Below are 25,533 nucleotides of genomic sequence, written 5' to 3'. Positions count from 1 at the left end.
GCGCGCGTGACGCGCCGGGCGGGGCTGGGCCCGAGGCCGGGCGGCCCGGTATGCTGGTCGCGCGGCGACGGCCTTCGCCGTGACCGCCTCGACCCTACCCGATCAAGGAGTGCGCCCATGCCCGTCGAATCCCCTCGCGACCCTTCCCCGTTCGCGGCGACCCTCGCCGCCCTGGATGCCCTGCACGCCGAGGACCCCCGCCGCGTGACGGTGGCCGGGGAGTCGGTGCCCCAGGAACTGTGGCACGCCGGAAGGATGAGCGCCTGGCTGGAGCGGCTCGAGGCGGCGCCGGACGAGCTGGTGCGCCTGGCGGTGCGCGGCCAGCACCTGCAGCGCTGGCAGGTGCCGCGGGGCGACTACCCCGAGGGGCGCGTGGGCTATCTCACCTGGCGTCGCGACCAGGGGCGGCGGGCCGGCGAGACCACCGCGGCGCTGATGATCGAGGCGGGCTACGACGCCGACGCGGCCGAGCGGGTGGCGGCGATGATCCGCAAGCAGGGGCTGGGGCGTGATGCGGGGGTGCAGGCGGTGGAGGACTGCGCCTGCCTGGTGTTCCTGGAGCACTACTTCGGCGACTTCTCCCGGCAGGTCGACCACGATCACCTGATTCGCATCGTGCAGAAGACCTGGCGGAAGATGTCGCCGAGTGCCCATGCGCTGGCCCTCGAGCTGCCGATGACCGCCGAGGCCCGCGCGCTGGTGGAGGAAGCCCTGGCCGGCTGAGTGCCGGTGCGGCCTTCCGGCTGCCGAGCCGGCGGCCGCAGGCCAGGGGCGTGGCAGGCCCTCAGTCCTCCGTCAGCGGCCGCGCGGCGTTGAGGTAGGCCATACCGTTGAGGCGTACGCGCTCGCGGTCGACCCGCTCCGAGCCCAGGTGCACCTCCTCGAGGGAGGCGGCCATGCCGTCGATCTCGGCATCGAGGCGGGCCAGGGCGTTCTCCAGGGTGTAGGTGAGCTCGTGGACGGTGCCCAGGTCGCGGTTGCTCAGCTCGTCCTTGGCCAGCAGTTCGCTCAGCCGCGCGTTGGTGTCGCCGAGGTGGGCGATCGCCTCCTCGAGGGTGCGCGAGGGCTCGCCCGCGAAGTGGTCCGGCCCCTCGGCGTGGGCGGTGGTGGCGAGCAGGCCGGTGCAGAGGGCTGTGAGAAGCAGGTTCTTCATGCGGGGATCCTTGGTGCAAATGAGAATATATCGCACCGCTACGCTATCACCGCCCCTTGCGGTTGACAATCATTATCGTTTGTCGTCCCGCCGCCCTTGATCCGGGTCAACGCCGGGCGCGTCGCCGAACTGCACCGTCAGGCTCTCGTCGCTCTCGCAGGGCTTGCCGTGGCGCAGGGTGAGGCGCCGGCGGGTCAGGTCCATGACCACCGCGAAGAGCGTCTCCATGCGCTCCTCGGCGGGCTGGTCGGGATTGAAGTGGCGACAGATCGAGAGCGGCGCGCCGTGATGATCGGCGAGCAGCGCGAAGAGCTCTCCCTCGCCGATCTCCCCCCGTGCCGGCAGCGCCTCCTCCAGCAGGGCATCCAGCCGCGCCAGGCGGGGGCGGGAGTCGACCCGCGGGAAGTCCTCGACGCCCTCGGCGCCGCCGCCGGCATAGAGGTGGTTGGTGTGGGTCACCACGCCGTTCTGCGGGGAGAGGACGCCGGGCTCGCCCGGGTGCACCTCGAGGCCCAGCGCCCGGCCGTCGCCCTGGGCGACGAGGAAGTGCGCCGGCGAGCAGACCCGGTCGCGGCACGCCACCGCCACGGCGTCGTCCAGGTCGCGGCACTCCAGAATCTTGCGCAGGGCGACGTGGATGGGCAGCCCCTCGCCGCAGGTCTGCGAGCGGATGGCGTTGAGGCAGACGCCGAGGCCGTGCTCATTCATGCCGATCTTGGCCACCATACCGGCCTCGCCGATGCTGAACAGCGTCGGGGCGTCGTCGCCGTCGATCTCCAGCGCCACCACGTTGTGCAGCTGATCGCTGCGCCAGTCCCAGTTCTGGGCCAGCCACTGGGTGGCGTCGCGCTTCAGGGCGAAGGCCGAGCAGCCGCCGCTGGCCTGGGTCAGCGAGATCTCGCTTCGGCAGTTGAGGGTCAGGATGTCGGCGAAATCGAGGCCCGCCCCCCGGGCGATGCCCGCCATCTCCTCGAGGATCGCCGGAAAGCCGCGCTCGATCATCGGCAAAAAGCGCTCGGCCACGCGGCGCGCCTGGGCCCAGTCGAGGCCCACGAAGTCCTGGAAGAGCCGGTCATAGACCGCGAGGCTCTGGGTGATCCGCTCGCCATGGGCGCGACCGTGGGCCTCGCCGATCTCGGCCCGGCTGCCGGTCAGGGGAGTGATATGCATGGTGACCTCGCGACTCGCAGTACTTCGACAGGATCACTGTAGCACTCGGCGAGAGCCGACAGGCTCGGGGACGTCGCAGGCGCGGGCGGGAGGTCGTTCGACCAGGCGCGGCTCGGGGCGAGCCGCGCCTCATGGCGGCACGGGGCGCGCCGCCGGACGGTGCGGCGCCGGGCGAGGCCGGCGCCGTGGGGATCAGCTCTTGCGGGGGGCGTTGTAGACGGCCTCGTCGAGCTCGCCCTCGCTCTTGCCGACCAGGGTGGTGACCATCAGGTCGCCGGCCACGTTGACGCTGGTGCGGGCCATGTCGAGGATGCGGTCGATGCCGGCGATCACCGCGATCGCCTCCAGCGGCAGGCCGATCTGGGCCATGACGATGGAGAGCATCACCAGGCCCGCGCCGGGCACGCCGGCGGTGCCGATGGAGGCCAGGGTGCCAGTCACGATGATCATGCCGTAGTCCATCATGCTGAGCTCGACGCCCAGCAGCTGGGCGATGAACACCGCCACCACGCCCTGGTAGATGGCCGTGCCATCCATGTTGATGGTGGCGCCCACCGGCAGCACGAAGCCGGCCACGCCCTCGGAGACGCCGAGGTTCTTCTGGGCGCAGCGCAGCGAGACCGGCAGGGTGCCGGAGGAGGAGGCCGAGGAGTAGGCGACCACCAGGGCGTCGAGGATGCCCTGCAGGTAGCGCACCGGGTTGAGGCGGCCGAGCAGCGTCAGCAGCCCGGTGTAGACGATCAGCACGTGGAGCACGCTGGCGAGGTACGCCACGCCGATCACCTTGGCCAGCGGCAGCAGCACCTCGAGGCCGTAGCTGCCCGAGACGTGGGCGATCAGGCCGAACACGCCGAACGGGGCGAGGGCCATGACGAAGCTGGTCAGCTTGTACATCGCCTCGGCGAAGCTCTCGAAGACGCGCACCACCGGCTCGCCTTTCTCGCCGATCAGGGTCAGCGAGATACCAAGCCCGATGGCGAAGACGATGATCTGCAGGATGTTGCCGTTGGCCAGCGCGTCGATGGGGTTCTGGGGCACCAGGCCGACCAGGATCTCCACCAGACTCGGGGCGGCCTTGGCCTCGACGCCGGACTCGAAGCTCATCTCCAGGCCCACGCCGGGCTGGAAGATCAGCGAGGCGAGCAGGCCGATGGCGATGGCGAAGGCGGTGGTGATCAGGTAGAGCCCGATGGTGCGAATGCCGATGCGGCCCATCTTCTGCGGGTCGCGCATCGCCGTGATGCCCACCACCAGGGTGGAGAAGACCAGCGGCACGATCAGCATCTTGATGGCGCTGATGAAGACGTCACCGATGGGCTTGAAGATGCTGGCGTCCTCGCCCATCAGCGCGCCGGCGAGGATGCCGAGGGCCAGGCCGGCGAGGATCTTCTGCCACAGGGGGATGCGCCGCCACACGCTGGTGGAGGCGGTCGTCGAAGGACTGGTCACGTCGGGACTCCTTTCTGCAAAACAGCTTTTATGTGGTGATTGTCAGTTAAGGTGGGCGATTCTACAGAAAGAAAAACCATTAATCTTTATTTAAACGAACGTCCCTCTTGCGAAATGGCGACCCGCGCCGCGGGCCGCCCGGACCATCACAGCACCTCGTCGAGCAGGCCCAGGAGGGCGGCCCAGGACTTCTCGTCGGCCCGCGCCTGGTAGCGCTCGCTGCCGAAGACGGTGAAGGCGTGGGGGGCGCCGGAGTAGATCTCGATCTCGTAGGGGGTGCCGGCGGCCTCCAGCTCCCGGCCCAGGGCCGCGACGTCGTCCAGCGAGATCGCGGCGTCGGCGCCGCCGTGGGCGACCAGGATCGGCCCGCTCTCGGCGGGGTAGCCCTGCCCCTCGGGGGTGGCCAGGCCGCCGTGGAAGGTGGCGAAGCCGGCCATCTCCCCGGCCTGCTCCGAGCGGGCGAGCTCCAGCACCACCGCGCCCCCGAAGCAGTAGCCCATGATCACCACCGGACCGGCGGCGCCCTGGGCGCGAGCCTCCTCGAGGCCGGCCAGGGTCAGGCGGCGCATGCGCTCGCGGTCCTCGTAGAGCCTGGCGGTCTCGGCCTTCTTGGCGTCGGTCTCCACCGGGCGGTTGCCCTGGCCGTAGAGGTCGAGGGCGAAGGCGTCGAGGCCCAGCTCGGCGAGCATGTCGGCGCGTCGGCGTTCGTAGTCGGTGAGGCCGTCCCAGTCGTGGACGATCAGGACGGTGCCCCGGGACTCGTCCGGGGCGCTCGCCAGGTAGCCGGTGAAGGCCTCGCCGTCCACGGCGTAGTCGATGGCTCGGCCATCGGCCTGGGCGCTTCCCGTGAAGAGCGCGACGGGGGCGAGGAGGGCGAAGGCGAGGGGCGTCAGGCGTGGCGTCATGGTGACCTCTGGGCGGGCAGTGAACGGCCCTCAGTATAGGTCGGGGGGCTCGGTTGCGTTGAAGCGTGCGTTCGAACGCTTAAGCACCGGCGCTTCGCCATGGCGATCAATGACTTGGCGAGTGCCGGCGGGCCCGAAGCGTTGGCAGCGCCGGCTTGTGTTTTGCTCCCCGGCCTTCCAGATTGGGGGTGTGATTCATGCAGTCCATGATCCGAGCAACCAGAGCGAGACCAACAATCATGAAGAAACGCGTTCTAGCGACGGCGGTGGCGGCGACCACCCTGGCCCTTTCCGGCATGGCACAGGCCGAGGTCAAGGTCGGCTTCCTGGGGGGCTTCACCGGCGGCATCGAGAGCCTGACGCCGCCGATCTTCGACGGCGCCCAGCTGGCGGTGAGCCAGGTCAACGAGCAGGGCGGCCTGCTGGGCGGCCAGGAGCTGGTGATGCCCACCGGTGACACCACCTGCTCCGACGCCTCGGCCGCCTCGAACGCCGCCGACCGCATGGTCAACACCGAGCAGGTCACCGCCATCGTCGGGGCGCTGTGCACCGGGGCGACCATCGCCGCGGCCAACAACGCCGCCGTGCCGGGCGGGGTGACCATGGTCTCGCCGGCCTCCACGGCCCCGGCGGTCTCGGACCTCGACGACAACGACCTGGTGTTCCGCACCGTGCCCTCGGATGCCTTCCAGGGCGAGATGCTGGCCAAGCTGCTGATCGACAAGGGCATCGAGGAAGTCGTCGTCACCTACGTCAACAACGACTACGGTCGCGGCCTCTCCGACGCCTTCACCACGGCCTTCGAGGCCGAGGGCGGCACGGTGGCGGAGAACCTCGCCCACGAGGACAACCGCGCCGACTACCGCTCGGAGCTGGGCACCCTCTCCTCCACCGGCGTGCCGAACCTGGTGGTGCTGGCCTACGCCGATACCTCCGGCCAGACGGTGGTGCGCCAGGCCTACGAGAGCGGCATGTTCACCCAGTACATCGGGGCCGACGGCATGGTCGGCGACAGCCTGGTCGAGGCCATCGGCGCCGACGTGCTCGAGGGCATGATCGCCACCCGCCCGGGCAGCCCGGAGCTGCCGGGCACCACGATGTTCCAGGCCCAGGCCGAGGAAGCCGGCATCGATCCCAGCGCGGTGTTCGCCGCCCAGGCCTACGACGCCGCCTTCCTGCTGGCGCTGGCCATCGAGCAGAACGGCAGCGCCGAGCGCGAGGGGCTCAACGAGGCGCTGCGCAGCGTGGCCAGCGCCCCGGGCGAGGTGGTCCTGCCCGGCGAGTGGGAGAAGGCGGTGGAGCTGATCGCCGCCGGCACCGAGATCAACTACGAGGGCGCGTCCGGCACCCACGAGTTCAATGCCAACGGCGACGTGCCGGGCGTGGTGCTGGAGATGGTGATCGAGGACGGCAGCTTCACCAGCAAGGGCTACGTCGACCTCTGAGGGACGCGCCTGCGCTGAGCGAAGGCGAACGAACGAAGGCCCCGGCGGGCAACCGCCGGGGCCTTTTTATCGGGTGTTGTTTTCGGCTCATCGCCTCTGCCAGTCGTGGACGACCGCGCCGAGGGAGGTGCCAAGCACCTTCCTGCCTTGCTCTTTGCAGCCCGCCGTCAGGCCACGTGCTTGACCTTCTCCGGCAGCAGCCCCTTGGGCGCGAAGCGCAGCACCAGGGTGATCAGCAGCCCGATCACGAACACCCGCGCCTGCAGCGCCCGGCTGTCCATGTTGGTGGGGGCCTCCCAGCCGAAGGCGCCCTCGCCGAAGGCGACGGCCAGCTCCATCAGGAACAGCGCCAGCGGCTCGGACATGATCCAGATGATGTAGACCGCCACGGCGCCGAAGATGGTGCCCAGGTTGTTGCCGGGCCCGCCCAGGATGACCATCACCAGCACCAGGAAGGTGTGGTTGAGCGGCAGGTAGCCCTGGGGGTCGAACATGCTGTTGAAGCTCGCCAGGGCGGCGCCGCCGATGCCCATCAGGATGCAGCCCAGCACGAAGATCTCCAGGCGGCGCCGGTTGATGTCCTTGCCCATGGCGGCGGCGGAGAGCTCGTTGTCGCGGATGGCGCGGATCATCCGTCCCCAGGGGGCGTGGTAGGCGCGGCTCAGCAGGAAGAAGATCAGCGCGATCATCACCGCGGTCACCGACAGGTACATCGCCCGGGCCAGGGTGAAGCCGACGGCCTCGGGCCCCGGCACCGGCCAGGGCAGCGGCGAGACGGTGGCGGTGCCGCGGGTCAGCCAGTCGGAGTTCTTGAGGAAGGCCTTGATGATCTCGGCGATGCCCAGGGTCGCGATCGCCAGGTAGTCGCTGCGCAGCCCCAGGCAGACCCGGCCGATGAAGAAGCCCACGCCGCCGGCCAGCGCGCCGCCGACGATCCAGCCCACGCCGACCGGCAGGCCCAGGCCGCCGATGAAGCCGGCCCGGGACTCGATCTGGTCGGTCACGCCGCGCAGGGCGTTGATCACCACCAGGTAGAGCACCACCCCGAGCACCACGGCGATGAGGGTGCGCAGCTTCCGGGGCACGCCGAGCCGGTCGAGGCGGGTGGCGCCGAGCACCATCAGCACGGCGGCGACCATGTAGAGCAGCACAAGACCGAGCTCGCCGGGCAGCTCGCTGTCCCAGAAGGCCTCGTTGACCGGGATGCTGAAGAACATGGCGCTGAAGCCGCCCAGCGCCACGAAGCCCATCACCCCGGCGTTGAACTGGCCCGCGTAGCCCCACTGGATGGTCAGGCCCAGGGCCAGGATGGCGTAGCAGGCGGCCTCCACCAGCATGCGGGTGCTGTAGGCGCCGCCCATCACGGCGTAGACCCCCAGCACCGCCACCAGCAGGGCGACGAAGAGGCCCGCCTCGCGCAGCGGGAAGCGGCTCGGGGCGGCGACGGTATCCGCGCGTTTGGTTTCCATCAGATCACCTTGCCCTTGAAGATGCCGGTGGGGCGCCACACCAGGATGACGACCAGGATGAAGAAGGGCACCACGATCTTGTACTCGGTGCCGACGAAGGCGAGGTTGCCGGCCTGGGTCAGCCATTCGGGCAGGCTGTCGCGGAAGGGCCGGAGCAGCACGCTCCAGTTGAACACCGCCAGGGTCTCGGCGAAGCCCACCACGAAGCCGCCGGCCACGGCCCCGAAGGGGTGGCCGACGCCGCCGACGATGGCGGCGGCGAAGATCGGCAGCAGCAGGAAGAAGCTGAGGTCGGGCTTGAAGGTGACGTCCAGCGACAGCAGGGTGCCGGCGATGGCGGCGAGCCCCCCGGCGATCACCCAGGTCACGGCGACGATGGTGTTGGTGTTGATGCCCGAGGCCTGGGCCAGGTCGGGGTTGTCGGACATGGCGCGCATCGCCTTGCCGAGCCGCGAGCGGGTCAGGAAGAGGTGCAGGCCCACCACGGCGACGAGGGTGATCCCGAAGAGCCAGAGCTGCGGCTCGGTGATCACCACCGGCGCCCGCACGCCCTCGAAGGGCAGGGCGAGGCGGAAGATCTCCTTGCGGTCGTCGACGTAGAGGCTCGAACCGCCGGTGCCCGAGAACAGCCGGATCAGCCCCTGCAGCATCAGGGTCACCCCCAGCGAGCCGATCACCAGCACGATGGGCTTGACCCCGTGGGCGCGCAGCGGCTTGTAGAAGGCGCGGTCGATGCCCACCGCCAGCAGCGCCGTGAGCGCCATGGCCACCGGCAGCAGCACCAGGGCGGCAGGCACGCCGAAGGCCGCCCCGGCCCCCGGGAAGGCGCTGGCCAGCAGCAGCACCATGAAGGCGCCGAAGGTCATCATGTCGCCGTGGGCGAAGTGGGCGAAGCGCATGATGCTGAAGATCAGCGTCACGCCCACCGCGCCGATGGCGTAGATCGAGCCGGTCACGCTGCCGGCGATCACCACGTTGTTGATGAAGAAAACCAGTTCATTCACGTCGATACTCTCCCGTTCCCGGCTAGCCGCCGAGGAAGCTCTTGGCGACGTCCGGGTCGGCCAGCAGGGCGGCCCCGGTATCGGTGAAGCGATTCTGGCCGGCGGCCAGCACGAAGCCCTTGTCGGCGATGCCCAGCGCCTGCTTGGCGTTCTGCTCGACCATCAGGATGCCCACGCCGGCCGAGTTGACCAGCTTCACCTGCTCGAAGATCTCGTTCATGTAGAGCGGCGAGAGGCCGGCGGTGGGCTCGTCGAGCAGCAGCAGGCTGGGTTCGGCCATCAGCGCCCGGCCCATGGCCACCATCTGGCGCTGGCCGCCGGAGAGCTCGCCGGCCGGCTGGTGGCGCTTGTCGTGGAGCGGCGGGAAGAAGTCGTAGACCTGGGCCAGCATGCGCTTGACGTTGCCCGGCTTGAGGAAGGCGCCCATCTCCAGGTTCTCCTTCACCGTGAGGCTCGGGAAGACGTTGTTTTCCTGGGGCACGAAGCCCATCCCCTTCTGCACCAGCTGGTTGGGGGGCAGGTTGTGGATCGGCTCGCCGCGCAGCAGGATCTCGCCCTGGCTGACGTGGAGCAGGCCGAAGACGGCCTTGAGCATGGTGGACTTGCCGGCCCCGTTGGGACCGACGATCACGCCGATCTGGTCGGACTCGATGGCCATGTCCACCCCGTTGAGGATGTTCATGCCGCCGTAGCCACCGTGCACGTTGCGTGCGTCGAGTAATGGCATGGTCAGTCGTTCTCTGCGTTCGTTATCGTTATTGGAGGCGTCCCGCCTCGGGGCCCCGGCCCGCCCGGGCGGAGGCGGCGCCGCGGTCAGCTGGCGGCGCCCCAATCAGCTGGCGGCGCCAAAGTAGGCCTCGATGACCTCGGGGTTGTTCTGGATCTCCTCGATGCTGCCCTCGACCATCACGCTGCCCTGGGCGAGCACGATCACCGGGTCGCAGAGCCGGGCGATCATGTCCATGTCGTGCTCGATGACCAGGAAGGTGTAGCCCATCTCGCGATTGAGCCGCTCGATGTTGGTGACCAGGTCGCCGAGCAGGGTGCGGTTGACCCCGGCGGCGATCTCGTCGAGCAGCACCACCCGGGCGTCGGTCATCATGGTGCGGCCGAGTTCGAGGAGCTTCTTCTGGCCGCCGGAGAGGTTGCCGGCGAGCTCGTTGCGCACGTGGTGCAGGCCGATGAAGTCGATCACCTCCAGCGCCCGGCGGCGCACCTCGGCCTCCTCGCTGCGCACCAGGCCCGGCGTGAACCAGGCGGCGAACAGGTTCTCGCCGGACTGCGCCGGCGGCACCATCATCAGGTTCTCCAGCGCCGTCATCTGGGAGAACTCGTGGGCGATCTGGAAGGTGCGCAGCAGGCCGCGGTGGAACAGCGCGTTGGCCGGCTGGTTGGTGATGTCGTCGCCGTCGAGCAGGATCCGGCCGCTGTCCAGCGGCAGGGCCCCGGCGATGATGTTGAACAGCGTCGACTTGCCGGCCCCGTTGGGGCCGATCAGGCCGGTGATCGACCCCTTCTCCACCTGGATCGAGCAGTCATTGATGACCTGGAGGCCCCCGAAGGCCTTGTTGACGTGCTGTACCTCGATGATGGCGGCCATGACGGATTCCATTGGTTGTTGTTCTGGTGGTGCGGCCCGGACGTTCCCGTTCTCGGGTGCTGGCCCCTACAGCTGCTGGCTGTCATCGGCGAGGAAGGTGCGGCCCGCGGCGAAGGCGCCGACGATCACCACGGCGCCGATGGTCGGGATCAGATAGCCGTCGATCTGCGGGATGGCGCGCAGGAAGACGAAGGCCACCGCCGCCGGCGCCACGAAGCGCACCAGGAAGCGCCAGATGCGGAACCAGCGCTCGTTGGTGTGCATCTCCTTCATCACCTCGGAGTGGGTCAGCGCCCAGCCGGCGAACAGCGCGATCATCAGGCCGCCCAGCGGCATGAAGATGTTGGTCAGCATCTCGATGAAGCCGAAGGCGCTGCGCCCGAACAGGGTGTGGAAGAGGGTGCCCTCGGCCCACAGGTTGAAGCTGACCACGGTGAGCAGCCCCAGCGCCCAGCTGGCGATGACCATCAGGGTCACGGCCTGGGGGCGGGTCAGGTCGAAGCGCTCGACCAGGAAGGCCGCCACCGGCTCGATCAGCGAGATCGACGAGCTGATCGCCGCACCCAGCACCAGGATGAAGAAGACCCCGCCGACCAGGGCGCCGCCGGGCATCTCGGCGAAGGCCAGCGGCAGGGTGACGAACATCAGGCCGGGGCCCTCGCCGGGGTTCAGGCCAGAGCCGAAGACCAGCGAGAAGATCGCCAGGCCCGCCACCATGGCCACCGCGGTGTCCACCAGGGCGATGGCGAAGGCGGTGCGGGTCAGCGAGGACTCGCCCGGCATGTAGGCGCCGTAGGCCATGATCGCGCCCATGCCGAGGCTCAGGGTGAAGAACGACTGTCCCATCGCCTCGAGCCAGCCCTCGAGGCTCAGGTCCGCCAGGTTGAAGGTGAACAGGAAGCTCGCCGCGGCGCCGATGTCGCCGACCACGGCGCCGTAGCCCAGCACCACCAGCAGGATCACGAACAGCGACGGCATCAGCAGGCGCAGGCCCGCCTCGATGCCCTTGTGGATGCCCAGACCCACGATCAGCGCCGAGGCGGCGATGAACAGGGTGTGGTAGAGGGTCAGCAGCATCGGCGAGGCGAGCAGCGCATCGAAGCTCTGGCCGGCCCCGGCGGCGTCGATCTCGGCCATCCCGCCGGTCAGCATCAGCCCGGTGTAGTGGATCGCCCAGCCGGCGATCACCGAGTAGAAGCTCAGGATCAGGAAGGCGGAGGCGGCTCCCAGCCAGCCGATCGACTCCCAGGCGCGGGAGGTCTGGTGGGTGCGGGTGAGGAAGCGCATGCCCATGATCGGGCTGCGCCGGCTGTTGCGGCCGAGCATGATCTCGGCGATCAGGATCGGGATGCCCACGGCGAAGATGGTCAGGGCGTAGACCAAGATGAAGGCGCCGCCGCCGTTCTCGCCGGTCAGGTAGGGGAAGCGCCAGAGGTTGCCGAGCCCGACGGCCGAGCCGACGGCGGCCAGCAGGAAGGTGCCCTTGTGGGTCCAGACGTTGTGCGTGCTCATGGGAATCCAGGATTGCCTTGGTGGGCCTTGTGAGCCTGTGCCGCCAACTGTGCGGCACGGGGGCCTCGCTGGCTAGTGGGCCAGCGTTTAGGAGACGTTGGCGGCGCCTGGTGGTCAGCGCCGCCGGGATCAGTCTTGCGGCTCGTCGGACTCTTCCGACTCCTCCGCCTCGCCGGGGTGGCGAGGTTCGAGGGCGCGGTAGGCGTCGGGGAGGCGCACCGTGTCGCCCAGCGCGAGGTCGCCGGCGGCCTGCTGGCGCCGGCCGTTGTCGTCGGCGATCAGCGCCACCACCTCGCCGATGTTGGTCTCCTCGACCCGCGCCTCGACCCGCACCCGGACGGTGAACCCCCGGTAGCTGGCCGAGAGGATGCTGCCGCGCTGGGGCGGGCGGTAGTCGTCGGGATGGTCGGCATAGTAATCCAGGACGCTCCGGTCGCCGGGATCGTCCCATTCCACGTGCTTGTGCATGACGGCACTCCTTGGTGGGTGAGCCAAGCCTCCAGCCTGCCAGTCTCCAGCATAGCCGTCGCCGGGGCGCGGGGCCGAACGGCGCGGCCACAAACGACAGAGCCCGCCGGTGGGCGGGCTCTGGCGGCGGCGGGCCGGCTTACTTCTTGCTGGCGCGCTTGCGTTCGTTCTCGGTCAGGTGCTTCTTGCGCAGACGGATGTGGTTCGGGGTGATCTCGACCAGCTCGTCGTCATCGAGGAACTCGATGGCCTGCTCCAGGCTGAACTTCACCGGCGGGGTCAGCACGATGTTCTCGTCGTTGCCCGAGGCGCGCATGTTGTCGAGCTTCTTGCCCTTGGTGGGGTTGACCACCATGTCGTTGGCGCGGTTGTTGATGCCGATCAGCATGCCCTCGTAGACCTCGGTGCCGTGATCGATGATCAGCTTGCCGCGATCCTGCAGGGCGTAGAGCGCGTAGGCCAGCGCCTTGCCGGGGACCATGGAGACCAGCACGCCGTTGCGCCGCTCGATGGAGGCGTCGGGCTTGAGCGGGCCGTAGTGGTCGAAGCGGCTGGTGAGGATGCCGGTGCCGGAGGTCAGGGTCAGGAACTGGCCGCGGAAGCCGATCAGCCCGCGCGCGGGGATGATGAAGTCCAGGCGCACGCGCCCCTTGCCGTCGGGGTTCATGTTGATCAGCTCGCCCTTGCGGTAGCCGAGCTCCTCCATGATGGCGCCCTGGTGCTCCTCCTCGCAGTCGATGATCACTTCCTCGTAGGGTTCCTGGCGCTCCCCGTCGATCTCGCGGATGATCACCTCGGGACGGCCCACGGCCAGCTCGAAGCCCTCGCGGCGCATGCTCTCGATCAGCACCGAGAGGTGCAGCTCGCCGCGACCGGAGACGATGAACTTCTCCGGGCTGTCGCCCTGCTCGACGCGCAGCGCCACGTTGTGGATCAGCTCCTGGTCGAGGCGATCCTTGATGTTGCGGCTGGTGACGAACTTGCCGTCCTTGCCGGCGAAGGGCGAGTCGTTGACCTGGAAGGTCATGGAGACGGTGGGCTCGTCGACGGTCAGCGGCGGCAGCGCCTCGACGGCGGCCGGGTCGCACAGGGTGTCGGAAATCGCCAGGTTGTCGATGCCGGTGACGCAGACGATGTCGCCGGCGGTGGCCTCGTCGGTCTGCACCCGCTCCAGGCCCAGGTGGGTCATGACCTGGCCGATCTTGCCCTTGCGCTCCTTGCCTTCCTTGCTGATCACGGTGATCTGCTGGTTCGGCTTGACCGAGCCGCGGGTGATGCGGCCAAGGCCGATGACGCCGACGTAGCTGGAGTAGTCCAGCGCCGAGACCTGCATCTGGAAGGGGCCGTCGAGCTCGACCTTGGGCGGCTCGACGATGTCGACGATCGACTGGAACATCGGCGTCATGTCGTCGGCCAGCTGGTCCGGCTCGGGACCGGCGATGCCGTTCAGCGCCGAGCAGTAGATGATCGGGAAGTCGAGCTGGTCGTCGCTGGCGCCGAGGTTGTCGAACAGGTCGAAGATCTGGTCGATGACGTAGTCCGGGCGCGCGCCGGGGCGGTCGATCTTGTTGACCACGACGATCGGCTTGAGGCCCTGGTCGAAGGCCTTCTGGGTCACGAAGCGGGTCTGCGGCATCGGGCCGTCGACGGCGTCGACCAGCAGCAGCACGGAGTCGACCATCGACATCACGCGCTCGACCTCGCCGCCGAAGTCGGCGTGTCCGGGGGTGTCGACGATGTTGATGTGGTAGTCCTGGCCGTCGGGGGCCTGCCAGCGGATCGCCGTGTTCTTGGCCAGGATGGTGATGCCGCGTTCCTTCTCCTGGTCATTGGAGTCCATGATCCGCTCCTGCCCCTCGGCCTTGCGGTCGAGAGTGCCGGACTGGCTGAGCAGTTTGTCGACCAGGGTGGTCTTGCCGTGGTCGACGTGAGCGATGATGGCGATGTTGCGAAGATTCTCGATCACGACGGGATCCTGCTGACAAAATTGGGGGCGCATTATAGGGGCAGGGCGATGACGGCTACCAGCTTTGTCGCCGTGAATCTTCCGTCACGACCAGATATCAGTGGCTTGGAGGCGGCCCGGGAGGGCCTCGGCGGGCGCTTTTTCAGGCCTCGATGGCGGCGACGCGCGCCTGGCAGGCGTGCAGCCGCGCGATCAGGTCGGGCAGGGCCTCGGCGTCCAGCGACGGGTCGCAGCCGCCGATGCGCTCGAACCAGGCGCGGGAGACGCAGAGGGTATCGGTGAGGGGGCGGTGACGCAGGCGCTGCCAGAACAGCGACAGCCGGCTGGGGCGGCCGGCCGTCAGCACCACGGCGTCCCGGACGTGGTGCTCGACCTCGGCCAGGGTGTCCACCAGCCAGCCCGGCGAGAGGGGGCGTCCCTGGGCCGGGAACAGCAGGGCCTCGCCCTGGCTGTGGGTCACCGCCGTGTTGAGGCGGTCGCCGAGCGGGGTCCCATCGGTGACGATCAGGCGCACGTCGTGGCGAGCGGCCAGGCGCCGCAGGCGCGCGTCGCCGGTGTCATCGGCCAGCAGCACCTCGAGGCGCAGGTCGCGGCGCTGTCGCAGGGGCCTCAGCGCCGCCAGGCGGCGCGGCAGACCGGCACCCGAGGCGCGGGCATCGAGGAGGATGCTGCAGACAATCATGCTCGGGTCGGCTCCCGTGGTAGGGCGCAGGATGTCGGAATGGCGCTCCCTCCAGAACCTGCGCTACCCCTCCGGAGTCCGCGCCACCCCGGTCGGCGCCGCCATGTAAACGAGTGTAGTTTTTGGTGTTAACACGTATCAACGAACGCCGGACTGATATTTCTGTGTCGCCAAGATGAGCTTCCAACGGTCGCGGGCATGAGGGAGGTCATGGCGTCGTGGCGGCCCGCGATGGGGCGGGCGGTCCGGCGGGTGGTGGATGGGTTAATGTGGTGCAGCGGGCGATCTTTGTGCACCCAAATGGTGCGATGAGCGGTGCGATACGTCACCTCGGCGGACAGAATGGCGATCCTGGTGCATGGCTCGGCGCATGACGATTGAATAAACCTGCTACCCATCAATGGTTTATGATCCGGGTGCCGTGAGATGGTGCAAGATTGGCACGCGACCTGCATTCCTCTCGACAAGGCCATGCGGCGGTTGGGTGGCCGTGGGCACCGGCCCGGCGACATGCTACAACGTCGTGGGAACCGGCTCGCGCCACTGCCCCGCCACCGCTCCAGCTTTTCAGCCCAGCTCACTGTGGAGGACCTATGTCCGAGAAGACGCTCGCCCTGATTGAAGAACACGACGTGAAGTGGATCGACCTGCGTTTCACCGACACGCGCGGCAAGGAACAGCACGTCACCATCCCGGCCCGTGACGTCGACGAGGAGTTTTTCGAGAACGGTCAGATGTTCGACGGCTCCTCCATCTCCGGCTGGAAGGGCATCAACGAGTCCGACATGATCCTGCGCCCGGAGGACGGCTCCGGCTTCCTCGACCCCTTCACCGAAGACGCCACCCTGGTGCTGCGCTGCGACATCATCGAGCCGGCCACCATGCAGGGCTACGAGCGCGACCCGCGCTCCATCGCCAAGCGCGCCGAGGCCTATCTGCAGTCCTCCGGCCTGGGCGACACCGCCTTCTTCGGCCCCGAGCCCGAGTTCTTCATCTTCGACGAGGTGCACTGGAAGTCCGATATCGAGGGCTCCATGTACAAGATCTCCTCCGAGGAGGGCGCCTGGTCCACCGATCGTCCGGTGGAGGGCGGTAACCTGGCCCACCGTCCGCGGGTCAAGGGCGGCTACTTCCCGGTGCCGCCGGTGGACAGCTTCCACGACATCCGCGGCGCCATGTGCAACACCCTGGAGGCCATCGGCCAGTCGGTCGAGGTGCACCACCACGAGGTGGCCAACGCCGGCCAGAACGAGATCGGCGTGAAGTTCAACACCCTGGTCAAGAAGGCCGACGAGGTCCAGGAGATGAAGTACGTGATCCACAACGTGGCTCACGCGTACGGCAAGACCGCGACCTTCATGCCCAAGCCACTGGTCGGCGACAACGGCAGCGGCATGCACGTGCACCAGTCGTTCTGGAAGGATGGCACCAACCAGTTCGCCGGTGACGAGTACGCCGGGCTCTCCGAGATGGCCCTCTACTACATCGGCGGCATCATCAAGCACGCGCGTGCCCTGAACGCCTTCACTAACGCTTCCACCAACTCCTACAAGCGTCTGGTGCCGGGCTTCGAGGCGCCGGTGATGCTGGCCTACAGCGCCCGCAACCGCTCCGCCTCCATCCGCATCCCCTACACCGCAAGCCCCAAGGGCAAGCGCGTCGAGGCCCGCTTCCCGGATCCGACCGCCAACCCCTACCTGTGCTTCGCGGCGATGCTGATGGCCGGCATCGACGGCATCCGCAACAAGATCCACCCCGGCGATGCCATGGACAAGAACCTCTATGACCTGCCGCCGGAAGAGGGCAAGTCGATCCCGACCGTGGCCGAGAGCCTGGACCAGGCCCTCGAGGCGCTGGACGCCGACCGCAGCTTCCTCACCGAGGGTGGCGTCTTCACCGACGACATGATCGATGCCTACATCGAGCTGCTCAGCGAGGACGTGGAGCGCATCCGCATGACCACGCACCCGATCGAGTTCGACATGTACTACAGCTGCTGAGCCAGCGGCGCCCCGGCGCCGCCCCCAGCATCGCAAGAGGCACGCCCCCGGGCGTGCCTCTTCTTTTGTGCGTTTGGTGCGGCCCTCGCCGATCGGGAGGGGCTAGATCAGCAGCATATGGCCGACCAGGCCCAGCGCGAAGCCGAGCACCGCGCCCAGGGGCGGGCCCCAGTGGCGCTCGAGCCGGGCCTGGGGGGCGAGGTCCTGGAACACCGAGTAGAGGATGCCGCCGGCGGCGAACAGCATGATCACCGCCACCGCCGTGGGGTAGGGCGCCAGCCACAGGAAGCCACTCAGCCCGGCGAGCGGCCCCAGCCAGGCCATGGCGAAGAACAGCCCGATCAGTCGTCGGCTGGTGTAGGGGGTGGTACGGCGCAGCTCGTGGTAGGCGTTGAAGCCCTCGGGCAGGTTCTGCAGCGCCATCAGGCCGGCGAGCAGCAGGCTGCCGCTGCTGCCGTGGGCGAAGGCCGCGCCCAGGGCCAGGGCCTCGGGCACGAAGTCCGCCAGCATGGCGGCGAGCTGGCTGGCCGAGGTGCCGCTGCGGTGCAGGGCGATGTCCAGGGCCATGAACGCCAGCCCGCCGGCCACGAAGCAGGCCGTGGCGGAGGCGATGTCGAGGGCCGGCAGGCTGTCCGGCACCAGCACCAGCGCCACCGCGGAGAGCAGGGCCCCGCCGCCGAAGGCGATGATGCCGTGACGCAGCTCGTTCTCGAGCCAGTCGATCGGGATGCACTCCACCCGCGCCAGCCAGGCGCCCATCGGCATCGCCATGCCGGCCATCAGCGTGAGAACGATCACCGTCTGCCAGGCGTCCATGCGTCGTCTCCTCTCTCCATCGGGGCAGGTCGTCTTCCCCCAGGCGTCGGCGTCTTTCGCCTCCGGGGGCCATCCGCGTTCCTCGCGGGGTCGCTTCTGGGCTAGTCTTGCATCATAAAGGGAAACCCATCGGCAACGCAGGAATCGGCGCATGAACAAGGCACTGGCCATGGTGGCGCTGGGGCTGTCGTTGAGCCTGGCGGCTCACGCCCAGACCATCTACCGCACCACCGACGCCCAGGGCAACGTGGTGTTCACCGACAACCCCGAGGGCGGCGGCGAGGCGGTAACGCTCGACCCGCTCACCGTGGTGCCGAGCCCCGGCGAGGCGGCGGGCATGGCGCCTGCCGTGCAGGGCGGGCAGGGCCAGCCCGAGGCGTCCGCGCCGGGGCAGCCGTTCATGCCCTACGATCGCTTCGGCATCCTCTCGCCCGGCCAGGAGGAGACCCTGCCCACCGGTGCGGCCGGCAACGTCCAGGTGACCCTCGGCATTCAGCCCGAGCTGCGCGAGGACCATCGGGTGCGCCTGCTGGTGGACGGGCGGGTCAGCCAGTCGGCCATGCACACCGATACCTTCCTGCTCAACAACCTGGAGCGCGGGGAGCACGTGCTGCAGGCCGAGCTGCTGGATGGCAGCGGGGCGGTGCGCCACCGCACCTCGCCGGTGACCCTCTACGTGCAGCGGGCCAGCGTCAACCTGCCCCGCAACCCCAACAATCCGAGCGGTTAGCTCGCCCCTCGCCGGACGCCTCGGCCGCCGTGTCCGGACGGCACCCATTGGCCCTGTCGCGAGCCCCCGCCTCGCGACGATGGCCGCTTCGATGCCTTCGATCACGCTGACCGGGTGAAGGAGGGGCGCGCCTTCGAGGTGCTCGATCGGCTGCGCGGCCGGCAAAGGGAGGAGCCTGATTTTCGTCCGCCCCATTTCCCTCCGCCCCCTCACCGTCCGCCTCACCATCGTCCGCCCCGTCATCCCCCGCCACACTATCCCCCGCCGCATCATCGGCACGATTCCTCGATCCGCGATCGCTTCTCGAGCGAGGAGCGAGCGCCCCGCGACGCGCCCTGAGCGGGGGGCACGAGTCGGGGCGGCCGCTCGGGGGCTGCACGTCAACGGGCGTTCGATGGCCTGATGCACTAAAGTGGTGCACCAAGGTGGGGCGGTCCTGCCCCGGAAAGGCGCTGCCAGCCGCCTCACGAGGTGGCGCGCTTCTTGCAGGTCCTCCCCAGTGCAGGCTCACGGCGCTTCTTCACGAGGCGCCCACCGGACCGGGCAGGACGGCTTCATGTATCGACGCTTGATGGAACACCTCACCACCGCGGTGCTGCTGCTCGACGGCGAGCTGCGGCTGCGCTGGATGAACCCGGCCGCGGAGGCGCTGCTGGCGCTCAGCCTGAGCCGCCTGCAGGGCCAGCCGCTGCCCGCCCTGGTGGAGGGGGAGGAGGACCTCGGCGGGCTGCTGGCCAAGGCGCGCGACGAGTTCCACCCCTTCACCCAGCGCGAGGCGCGCCTGATCCGCCCCACCGGCGAGCCGCTGACCGTCGACTACACCGTCACCCCCCTCGGCCCGGACGAGCTGCTGCTGGAGATGGAGCCCCGCGACCGGCTGCTGCGCATCTCCCGGGAGGAGGCGCTGCAGACCCGCCAGGAGACCATCAAGGTGCTGGCCCGGGGGCTGGCCCACGAGGTCAAGAACCCCCTGGGCGGCATCCGCGGGGCGGCCCAGCTGCTGGAGCGGGACCTCGACGATCCGGGCCTCCAGGAGTTCACCCGCATCATCATCGAGGAGGTCGATCGCCTGCGCGATCTCGTCGACTCGATGCTCGGGCCCAACCGGCTGGTGCGTCACGAGCCGCTCAACATCCACAAGGTGCTCGAACGGGTGCGTGCGCTGCTGATCGTCGAGCATCCGGCGGTGAGGATCGAGCGCGACTACGATCCCAGCCTGCCCGAGCTCTCCGGCGACGAGTCGCAGATGATCCAGGCCCTGCTCAACGTGGCGCGCAACGCCGTGGAGGCGATGACCGAGGCCGAGACCCCCTCGCCGCGGCTCACGCTGCGCACCCGCGCCCGCCGCCAGTTCACCCTGGGCGCCGAACGCCACCGGCTGGTCTGCGAGGTGGCGATCATCGACAACGGCCCGGGGATTCCCGAGGCGCTGCGCGAGACGCTCTTCTACCCCATGGTCTCCGGTCGCGCCGAGGGCAGCGGCCTGGGCCTCTCGATCGCCCAGTCGATCCTGCACCAGCACCAGGGGCTGATCGAGTGCGACTCGCACCCCGGCCATACCCAATTCCGACTGCTGATTCCGCTGGAGAAGCGCCATGACTGACGTCGCCCGCGTCGTGGTCGTCGACGACGACCGCGCCATTCGCTGGGTGCTGGAGCGTGCCCTGGCCCAGCCCGACCTCGAGGTCGAGACCCATGAACGCGCCGATCATGCCCTCGAGCGACTGCTCGAGGACCCACCCGAGGTGCTGGTCACCGATATCCGCATGCCGGGCCTCGACGGCCTGGACCTGATGGCCCGGGTGCGCGAGGCCCACCCGGAGCTGCCGGTGATCGTGATGACTGCCCACTCCGACCTCGACAGCGCCGTGGCCTCCTACCAGGGCGGCGCCTTCGAGTACCTGCCCAAGCCCTTCGACGTCGACGAGGCGCTGGCCCTGGTGCGCCGGGCGGTGGCCCATGCCCGCGAGCGCCAGCGCCCGGTCACGGTGCCCGAGGGGCTGGATGCCGAGATCATCGGCGAGGCGCCGGCCATGCAGGAGGTGTTCCGCGCCATCGGCCGGCTCTCCCACTCGCACATCACGGTGCTGATCAACGGCGAGTCGGGCACCGGCAAGGAGCGCGTCGCCCGCGCCCTGCACCAGCACAGTCCACGGGCCGGCAAGCCCTTCATCGCGCTGAACATGGCGGCGATCCCCAAGGACCTGATCGAGTCGGAGCTGTTCGGCCACGAGAAGGGCGCCTTCACCGGCGCCACGGCCCAGCGCCAGGGGCGCTTCGAGCAGGCCAACGGCGGCACCCTGTTCCTCGACGAGATCGGCGACATGCCCGCCGAGACGCAGACCCGCCTGCTGCGGGTGCTGGCCGACGGCGAGTTCTACCGGGTGGGCGGTCACACCTCGGTGAAGGTGGACGTGCGGATCATCGCCGCCACCCACCAGAACCTCGAGACCCTGGTGGAGGATGGACGCTTCCGCGAGGACCTCTTCCACCGCCTCAACGTGATCCGCGTGCACCTGCCGACGCTGGCCCAGCGCCGCGAGGACATCCCGCGGCTGGCCCGCCACTTCCTCTCCGAGGCGGCCAAGGAGCTCGCCACCGACATCAAGGTGCTGACCCCCGAGGCCGAGGCGCACATCACCCGGCTGCCCTGGCCGGGCAACGTCCGCCAGCTCGAGAACACCTGCCGCTGGCTGACGGTGATGGCCTCCGGCCGCGAGGTGCTCGTCGAGGACCTGCCGCCGGAGCTGCGCGAGCCCGGCGCCACCGAGGGCAGCGTCGGCGACTGGCGCACCGCCTTCCGCGACTGGGCCGACCGCGCGCTGAGCGACGGCCATACCCACCTGCTCGAGGAGGCGGTGCCGGACTTCGAACGCATCCTGATCGAGACCGCCCTCAAGCACACCGGCGGGCGCAAGGGCGAAGCCGCGGAGCTGCTGGGCTGGGGACGCAATACCCTGACCCGCAAACTCAAGACCCTCTTGCCGGCGCTGGCCGATGGGGATTAAGGAGGCGGTGCCGCTCTCCAGAGATCACGAACGCATCCTGATCGAGACCGCCCTCAAGCACACCGGCGGGCGCAAGGGCGAGGCCGCGGAGCTGCTGGGCTGGGGGCGCAATACGCTCACCCGCAAGCTCAAGACCCTGCTGCCGGCGCTGGCGGAGGATTAGCGGCGAAGGGGCGGAACGAGAAAGCGCAACATCACATTGTGGTGAAGGGGGCTTAGCGAGGAAAGCGGCAGAACTTGTCGTCACGGGTATGTGCCTTGGCACATGAAAGGTCGGTGCTCTAGAGATCCATGTTGCAATCGCAGACATTCGGTAGAGAGGTAGGACGAAAGGTGCATTGCTGCTGTTTTGTCTGCTGGCGTAGCTTCCATGAGACGGCATTCATGGAAGAAGGCAGCTCATGTCCAATCCCGAGTTACCGCTTCAGGGTATCCATATTACCGAGGTAGGGCTGCGCGACGGCCTTCAGAATGAAGCCGTCGTGCTCTCCACCGATCAAAAGCTATCTCTGGCGCGCGCCCTGGTGGCCGCCGGAGTTCGGGAGTTCGAAGCCACCTCTTTCGTGAGCCCGCGTGCGGTGCCGGCGCTAGCCGATGCGGCCGATATCATGGCCGCGCTGCGCAGTGAAATGACCGGTCTGCATCTCTCGGCGCTGGTGCCGAACGTGCGCGGGGCCGAACGCGCCTTGCGGGCGGGGGTGGATTCGGTCGTGTTGTTCGTTTCCGCGTCGGAAAGCCATAACGCCAAGAACGTCAATCGCCGCGTCGCGGAGTCCCTCGCGGGGTTCGAGCAGATCGCTCGGCTCCTCGACGGCACGGGAGTGGCGCTGCGAGGCGCCATCGCCACTGCCTTCGGCTGCCCCTTCGAAGGCAACGTCCCGGTCGATTCCGTGGCGGACATCGCACGTCGTTTTGCCGACCTGGGAGCCACGCACCTGTCGCTCGGTGATACTACCGGCATGGCCACGCCACCGCTGGTGACCGAGCGCGTCACTCGCCTGCGCGACGCCGCGCCCGATCTTCCGCTGACGCTGCATTTCCACAACACGCGCGGCATCGGCCTGGCCAACGTCATGCAGGGGCTGGCGCTCGGCGTGGACCGCTACGAGAGCTCCATCGGAGGGCTTGGGGGCTGCCCCTTCGCGCCGGGGGCTTCGGGCAATATCGCGACCGAGGACCTGGCCTATCTGCTGGAGGAGATGGGGCTTGATACCGGACTTGACGTGCAGCAGCTGATCGAAGCGGCGGGCTGTGCCAGCGAGCTGATGGGACGCCCCTTGCCGGGTCAGGTCTCCAAGGCCGGCGCCCGCCTCGCGCTGAGCGCCTGTGACACGGTGCCCACCGCCCGGGGGGAGGCGTGATGGCCGCTACCCCTTCCACCGCCAGCGCCATGGGATCGCTCGAGGGCATTCGCGTCATCGACCTCACCCGGGTGATCTCCGGCCCCTTCTGTACCCAGATCCTCGGCGATCACGGCGCCGATGTCATCAAGGTCGAGCCCCCTGGAAAAGGCGACGTGGTGCGCCATCAGGGCAACATGGTCAATGGCGAGAGCTGGTACTTCGCACAGTTCAACCGCAACAAGCGCTCGCTCACCCTCGATCTGCGCAGCGACGAGGGCAAGCGCATTCTCCATCGACTGCTCGAGGGCGCGGACGTGCTGGTGGAGAACTTCCGGCCCGGCGTGCTGGGCAAGATGGGGCTCGATGACGACACCCTTCGCGAGCGCTATCCGCGTCTGGTGGTGGGGCGCATCAACGGGTTCGGCTCCACCGGACCCTACCGCGATCGGCCCGCCTACGACTTCATCGCCCAGGCCATGAGCGGTTTCATGGGCGTCAACGGCGCGGCGGACGGCGAGCCGATGCGGGCCGCGCCGCCGATCAGTGACATGGTGGCCAGCCAGAACCTGGCCTTCGGCATCTGTGCGGCCCTGGTGCGGCGCGCCGCCACGGGGCAGGGCGACATCGTCGAGACGGCGCTGACCAATGGCCTGATCGCCATGATGGGGTATCTGGCGGCGGAGTACTTCGCCACCGATCGGGTCCCGGCCCGCACCGGCAACGACCACCCGATGCTGTACCCCTACGGCCTGTTTACCGCCAGTGACGGCGAGGTGGCCATTGCCCCCAGCAACGACACCATGGTGGAGCGCTTCCTCGGCGCGCTGGACATGCTGCACCTGCTCGACGACGAGCGCTTCCTCGATAACCCTCGGCGCATGGCGAACCGAGAGGCGCTGCGCGAGATCCTCAACGCCATCATCGTGACGCGCCAGGTCGACGAGTGGATCGAGCACTTCAATCGAGCCGGGGTGCCCTGTGGGCGCGTCCACGACCTGCGCGAGACCTTTGCCGATCCCCAGGTGCAGGCTCAGGAGATGTGCCTGGAGCTTCCGCAGGCCTCGGGTCGGGTGCCGGTCACCGGCTTTCCGGTGAAGATGCGTGAGGCCCCGGCCATGCTCTACCACCCGGTGCCACAGCTGGGCGAGCATACCGATGATCTGCTGGCCGAGCTGGGTGTCGAGGGCGATGAGCTGGCGGCGCTTCGGGCGCGCCGGGTGATCTGAACGACGTCCGTTCGCCGCCTGGCGGCGGGCGGAGCCGTGCGGGGCGCATCACGCGCGCCGCGAGAGCGGTAACCACTGCCGCTTCACTGCAGTTTCAACTTGCTGCTCCAACAACAAGCCGATAACAGCAGGAGACACACCATGCCGTCAGTCACCCAAGGGGCCCTGAGCCTCGCCGCCGCCACCCTGATGGGAGCCGGACTCGCCGTCAGCGCTCCGGCTCAGGCGCTGCCTATCAGCGAATGCATCGCCCCGGCCGATCCCGGTGGCGGCTGGGACTTCACCTGCCGCTCGGTCGGCAAGCTGCTGCTGGATCTCGAGCTGGTGGACAGTCCGGTGCAGGTCACGAACATGCCGGGCGGGGTGGGGGCGGTGGCCTTTGCCAATGTCGAGAGCAGCCGTGCCGACGACAGCGATCTTATCGTCGCCACCAGCACCGTGGGGGTGACCCAGATCGCCCAGGGCAAGTATCCCGGCGGCGCCGATACCATGCGCTGGCTGGCCATGCTGGGCACCGACGTGGGGGTCATCCTGGTCGATGACGAGAGCGAGTTCGAGAGCCTCGAGCAGCTGATGACCACCATGGTCGATGACCCTGGGGCGCTGGCTGTCGCCGGCTCCAGCGGCGCCGGTGGCTGGGATCATATCCGTGCGCTGATGCTGGCCCGGGAGGCTGGCATGCCGGACGACCAGATCGGCAGCCTGCGCTGGGTGCAGTTCGACGGCGGCGGCCCGGCCGTGACCCAGATGATGGGCGGCCATGTCGACGTGGTCTCCACCGACCTGGGCGAAATCGCCGGCTTCATCGAGTCCGGTGATGTGCGCGTGCTGGCGGTGCTCTCCGAGGAACCGCTGCCCGCTCCCTTCGACGAGCTGCCCACCGCCACTGGCCAGGGCTATGACGTGGCCGGCTACAACTGGCGCGGTTTCTACACCGGCGGCGAGGTCTCGGATGAGGACTACGCCGCCATGGTGGACGATCTCAAGGCGCTCTACGACAGCGACGAGTGGAAAGGCGTGGCCAAGCAGAACGGCCTGGTGCCGCTGTGGCGCGGCGGCGAGGAATTCAGCGACTTCGTGCTGGACTCCATCGATGAGGTGGAGAGCATCTCTCGTGAGATCGGGGTCATCGAGTGAGTGAGCGCGCTGGCGCGCTCGGCGATCGCCTCGCCGGTGCGGTATTGCTGGTGGTGGCGGTCGTCGCCTGGTGGCTGTCCCATGACTTCACCAGCGGTTTCGGCCAGACGATAGGGCCGGGTGCCTTCCCGCGCCTGGTCAGCGTGCCCCTGGGGCTGCTGTCGCTCTACCTGATCCTGCGACCGGGAATGAATCAGCGTTGGCCCGATCGGGCGGCGCTGATACGCCAGCTCTGCCTGCTGGCGCTGCTGATGGTCTATGCGGGACTGATCCAGCCGCTGGGCTTTCTGCCCACCGCCCTGCTGACCGTGACCCTGATGATTCGGCTGTTCGGTGCCACCTGGCGGCAGGCGCTGCCGTTCGGGCTGCTGCTGACCCTGGGTCTCTACCTCCTCTTCGAATTTGCCCTCGGCATGCCGCTGCCCGACATGCCCGGCCTAGACGGGTAAC

The 25,533-nt window shown here is 68.7% G+C and carries 23 protein-coding genes and 1 pseudogene; 11 read left to right on the top strand and 13 right to left on the bottom strand.

Going from position 1 to position 25,533, the window contains the following annotated elements:
- Nucleotides 1–117 precede the first annotated feature (117 nt).
- Nucleotides 118–723, top strand: coding sequence for a DUF4202 domain-containing protein (locus C9F13_RS16300; protein WP_108447302.1), 606 nt, complete (start codon nucleotides 118–120; stop codon nucleotides 721–723).
- A gap of 61 nt (nucleotides 724–784) precedes the next feature.
- Here the strand turns inward: C9F13_RS16300 and C9F13_RS16295 are convergent, their stop codons facing one another.
- The 4 genes from C9F13_RS16295 to C9F13_RS16280 all read right to left on the bottom strand — a co-directional run bounded on the left by C9F13_RS16295 (nucleotide 785) and on the right by C9F13_RS16280 (nucleotide 4,677).
- Entirely contained in the window at nucleotides 785–1,153 is a 369-nt protein-coding gene (locus C9F13_RS16295; RefSeq protein ID WP_108447301.1) for a DUF6746 family protein, read from the bottom strand.
- 72 nt (nucleotides 1,154–1,225) lie between these two features.
- Nucleotides 1,226–2,323 (bottom strand): C45 family autoproteolytic acyltransferase/hydrolase, encoded by a 1,098-nt coding sequence (locus tag C9F13_RS16290; RefSeq protein WP_108447300.1) that lies wholly within the window; start codon nucleotides 2,321–2,323, stop codon nucleotides 1,226–1,228.
- A gap of 192 nt (nucleotides 2,324–2,515) precedes the next feature.
- Nucleotides 2,516–3,772 (bottom strand): dicarboxylate/amino acid:cation symporter, encoded by a 1,257-nt coding sequence (locus tag C9F13_RS16285; RefSeq protein WP_108447299.1) that lies wholly within the window; start codon nucleotides 3,770–3,772, stop codon nucleotides 2,516–2,518.
- 146 nt (nucleotides 3,773–3,918) lie between these two features.
- Nucleotides 3,919–4,677: a dienelactone hydrolase family protein gene (locus C9F13_RS16280; RefSeq protein ID WP_108447298.1), complete on the bottom strand. Its 759-nt coding sequence runs from the start codon at nucleotides 4,675–4,677 to the stop codon at nucleotides 3,919–3,921.
- Nucleotides 4,678–4,913: 236 nt separating this feature from the next.
- Between C9F13_RS16280 and C9F13_RS16275 the strand changes: the two genes are divergently transcribed.
- Complete coding sequence (locus C9F13_RS16275; protein ID WP_108447345.1) at nucleotides 4,914–6,122, top strand: ABC transporter substrate-binding protein; 1,209 nt, start codon at nucleotides 4,914–4,916, stop codon at nucleotides 6,120–6,122.
- A gap of 167 nt (nucleotides 6,123–6,289) precedes the next feature.
- Here the strand turns inward: C9F13_RS16275 and C9F13_RS16270 are convergent, their stop codons facing one another.
- The 8 genes from C9F13_RS16270 to C9F13_RS16235 all read right to left on the bottom strand — a co-directional run bounded on the left by C9F13_RS16270 (nucleotide 6,290) and on the right by C9F13_RS16235 (nucleotide 14,823).
- Nucleotides 6,290–7,591: a branched-chain amino acid ABC transporter permease gene (locus tag C9F13_RS16270; RefSeq protein WP_108447297.1), complete on the bottom strand. Its 1,302-nt coding sequence runs from the start codon at nucleotides 7,589–7,591 to the stop codon at nucleotides 6,290–6,292.
- Entirely contained in the window at nucleotides 7,591–8,595 is a 1,005-nt protein-coding gene (locus tag C9F13_RS16265) for a branched-chain amino acid ABC transporter permease (protein ID WP_108447296.1), read from the bottom strand. The genes C9F13_RS16270 and C9F13_RS16265 overlap by 1 nt, the downstream gene beginning before the upstream one ends.
- Nucleotides 8,596–8,617: 22 nt before the next feature.
- Nucleotides 8,618–9,322 carry an ABC transporter ATP-binding protein gene (locus C9F13_RS16260; RefSeq protein WP_108447295.1) on the bottom strand — a complete coding sequence of 235 codons (705 nt, stop codon included), beginning with the start codon at nucleotides 9,320–9,322 and terminating at the stop codon, nucleotides 8,618–8,620.
- Nucleotides 9,323–9,427: 105 nt separating this feature from the next.
- Complete coding sequence (locus tag C9F13_RS16255; protein ID WP_108447294.1) at nucleotides 9,428–10,195, bottom strand: ABC transporter ATP-binding protein; 768 nt, start codon at nucleotides 10,193–10,195, stop codon at nucleotides 9,428–9,430.
- A 66-nt stretch (nucleotides 10,196–10,261) separates the two neighbouring features.
- On the bottom strand, nucleotides 10,262–11,707 hold the full coding sequence (locus C9F13_RS16250) for a sodium-dependent transporter (RefSeq protein WP_108447293.1): 1,446 nt from the start codon (nucleotides 11,705–11,707) through the stop codon (nucleotides 10,262–10,264).
- A gap of 129 nt (nucleotides 11,708–11,836) precedes the next feature.
- Nucleotides 11,837–12,175: a hypothetical protein gene (locus tag C9F13_RS16245; RefSeq protein ID WP_108447292.1), complete on the bottom strand. Its 339-nt coding sequence runs from the start codon at nucleotides 12,173–12,175 to the stop codon at nucleotides 11,837–11,839.
- Nucleotides 12,176–12,314: 139 nt separating this feature from the next.
- Nucleotides 12,315–14,141, bottom strand: coding sequence for a translational GTPase TypA (typA, locus tag C9F13_RS16240; RefSeq protein WP_108447291.1), 1,827 nt, complete (start codon nucleotides 14,139–14,141; stop codon nucleotides 12,315–12,317).
- 142 nt (nucleotides 14,142–14,283) lie between these two features.
- Nucleotides 14,284–14,823: a glycosyltransferase family A protein gene (locus C9F13_RS16235; protein WP_108447290.1), complete on the bottom strand. Its 540-nt coding sequence runs from the start codon at nucleotides 14,821–14,823 to the stop codon at nucleotides 14,284–14,286.
- 593 nt (nucleotides 14,824–15,416) lie between these two features.
- Here C9F13_RS16235 and glnA point away from each other — a divergent pair.
- Nucleotides 15,417–16,823, top strand: a complete 1,407-nt coding sequence (gene glnA / locus C9F13_RS16230; RefSeq protein ID WP_108447289.1) for a glutamate--ammonia ligase — start codon at nucleotides 15,417–15,419, stop codon at nucleotides 16,821–16,823.
- Between the two features lie 102 nt (nucleotides 16,824–16,925).
- Here glnA and C9F13_RS16225 read toward each other — a convergent pair whose 3' ends face one another.
- Nucleotides 16,926–17,639 carry a ZIP family metal transporter gene (locus C9F13_RS16225; RefSeq protein WP_108447288.1) on the bottom strand — a complete coding sequence of 238 codons (714 nt, stop codon included), beginning with the start codon at nucleotides 17,637–17,639 and terminating at the stop codon, nucleotides 16,926–16,928.
- A 151-nt stretch (nucleotides 17,640–17,790) separates the two neighbouring features.
- Here C9F13_RS16225 and C9F13_RS16220 point away from each other — a divergent pair, with 151 nt between their 5' ends.
- The 8 genes and pseudogenes from C9F13_RS16220 (at nucleotide 17,791) to C9F13_RS16185 (ending at nucleotide 25,532) form a co-directional block, all read left to right on the top strand.
- Nucleotides 17,791–18,369, top strand: coding sequence for a DUF4124 domain-containing protein (locus C9F13_RS16220; protein WP_108447287.1), 579 nt, complete (start codon nucleotides 17,791–17,793; stop codon nucleotides 18,367–18,369).
- Between the two features lie 556 nt (nucleotides 18,370–18,925).
- Nucleotides 18,926–19,972: a nitrogen regulation protein NR(II) gene (gene glnL, locus C9F13_RS16215; RefSeq protein WP_108447286.1), complete on the top strand. Its 1,047-nt coding sequence runs from the start codon at nucleotides 18,926–18,928 to the stop codon at nucleotides 19,970–19,972.
- The gene (gene glnG, locus C9F13_RS16210) at nucleotides 19,965–21,377 is read left to right on the top strand and encodes a nitrogen regulation protein NR(I) (RefSeq protein WP_108447285.1); all 1,413 of its coding nucleotides are present in this window, start codon (nucleotides 19,965–19,967) and stop codon (nucleotides 21,375–21,377) included. The genes glnL and glnG overlap by 8 nt, the downstream gene beginning before the upstream one ends.
- Nucleotides 21,373–21,540, top strand: a pseudogene (locus C9F13_RS16205) (helix-turn-helix domain-containing protein); the annotation flags it as partial. The gene glnG and the pseudogene C9F13_RS16205, both read left to right, overlap by 5 nt.
- 238 nt (nucleotides 21,541–21,778) lie before the next feature.
- Complete coding sequence (locus C9F13_RS16200; RefSeq protein WP_108447284.1) at nucleotides 21,779–22,738, top strand: hydroxymethylglutaryl-CoA lyase; 960 nt, start codon at nucleotides 21,779–21,781, stop codon at nucleotides 22,736–22,738.
- The gene (locus C9F13_RS16195) at nucleotides 22,738–23,946 is read left to right on the top strand and encodes a CaiB/BaiF CoA transferase family protein (protein WP_245888814.1); all 1,209 of its coding nucleotides are present in this window, start codon (nucleotides 22,738–22,740) and stop codon (nucleotides 23,944–23,946) included. Before C9F13_RS16200 ends, C9F13_RS16195 begins: the two co-directional genes overlap by 1 nt.
- 141 nt (nucleotides 23,947–24,087) lie before the next feature.
- On the top strand, nucleotides 24,088–25,083 hold the full coding sequence (locus tag C9F13_RS16190) for a Bug family tripartite tricarboxylate transporter substrate binding protein (protein ID WP_108447283.1): 996 nt from the start codon (nucleotides 24,088–24,090) through the stop codon (nucleotides 25,081–25,083).
- Nucleotides 25,080–25,532: a tripartite tricarboxylate transporter TctB family protein gene (locus tag C9F13_RS16185; RefSeq protein WP_108447282.1), complete on the top strand. Its 453-nt coding sequence runs from the start codon at nucleotides 25,080–25,082 to the stop codon at nucleotides 25,530–25,532. Before C9F13_RS16190 ends, C9F13_RS16185 begins: the two co-directional genes overlap by 4 nt.
- Nucleotide 25,533 lies beyond the last annotated feature (1 nt).

It is taken from the genome of Halomonas denitrificans (assembly GCF_003056305.1).
Classification (GTDB): domain Bacteria; phylum Pseudomonadota; class Gammaproteobacteria; order Pseudomonadales; family Halomonadaceae; genus Halomonas; species Halomonas denitrificans.
This window is presented reverse-complemented; position numbering and strand designations above follow the sequence as displayed.

Bases quoted from the DNA above. Each gene is read 5' to 3' on its own strand.
- C9F13_RS16235 (WP_108447290.1), bottom strand. From the start codon at position 14,823: ATGATTGTCTGCAGCATCCTCCTCGATGCCCGCGCCTCGGGTGCCGGT.
- C9F13_RS16300 (WP_108447302.1), top strand. From the start codon at position 118: ATGCCCGTCGAATCCCCTCGCGACCCTTCCCCGTTCGCGGCGACCCTC.
- glnL (WP_108447286.1), top strand. From the start codon at position 18,926: ATGTATCGACGCTTGATGGAACACCTCACCACCGCGGTGCTGCTGCTC.
- C9F13_RS16295 (WP_108447301.1), bottom strand. From the start codon at position 1,153: ATGAAGAACCTGCTTCTCACAGCCCTCTGCACCGGCCTGCTCGCCACC.
- C9F13_RS16225 (WP_108447288.1), bottom strand. From the start codon at position 17,639: ATGGACGCCTGGCAGACGGTGATCGTTCTCACGCTGATGGCCGGCATG.
- C9F13_RS16280 (WP_108447298.1), bottom strand. From the start codon at position 4,677: ATGACGCCACGCCTGACGCCCCTCGCCTTCGCCCTCCTCGCCCCCGTC.
- C9F13_RS16220 (WP_108447287.1), top strand. From the start codon at position 17,791: ATGAACAAGGCACTGGCCATGGTGGCGCTGGGGCTGTCGTTGAGCCTG.
- C9F13_RS16250 (WP_108447293.1), bottom strand. From the start codon at position 11,707: ATGAGCACGCACAACGTCTGGACCCACAAGGGCACCTTCCTGCTGGCC.
- C9F13_RS16260 (WP_108447295.1), bottom strand. From the start codon at position 9,322: ATGCCATTACTCGACGCACGCAACGTGCACGGTGGCTACGGCGGCATG.
- C9F13_RS16245 (WP_108447292.1), bottom strand. From the start codon at position 12,175: ATGCACAAGCACGTGGAATGGGACGATCCCGGCGACCGGAGCGTCCTG.
- glnA (WP_108447289.1), top strand. From the start codon at position 15,417: ATGTCCGAGAAGACGCTCGCCCTGATTGAAGAACACGACGTGAAGTGG.
- C9F13_RS16195 (WP_245888814.1), top strand. From the start codon at position 22,738: ATGGCCGCTACCCCTTCCACCGCCAGCGCCATGGGATCGCTCGAGGGC.
- C9F13_RS16190 (WP_108447283.1), top strand. From the start codon at position 24,088: ATGCCGTCAGTCACCCAAGGGGCCCTGAGCCTCGCCGCCGCCACCCTG.
- C9F13_RS16290 (WP_108447300.1), bottom strand. From the start codon at position 2,323: ATGCATATCACTCCCCTGACCGGCAGCCGGGCCGAGATCGGCGAGGCC.
- C9F13_RS16200 (WP_108447284.1), top strand. From the start codon at position 21,779: ATGTCCAATCCCGAGTTACCGCTTCAGGGTATCCATATTACCGAGGTA.
- C9F13_RS16255 (WP_108447294.1), bottom strand. From the start codon at position 10,195: ATGGCCGCCATCATCGAGGTACAGCACGTCAACAAGGCCTTCGGGGGC.
- C9F13_RS16270 (WP_108447297.1), bottom strand. From the start codon at position 7,591: ATGGAAACCAAACGCGCGGATACCGTCGCCGCCCCGAGCCGCTTCCCG.
- glnG (WP_108447285.1), top strand. From the start codon at position 19,965: ATGACTGACGTCGCCCGCGTCGTGGTCGTCGACGACGACCGCGCCATT.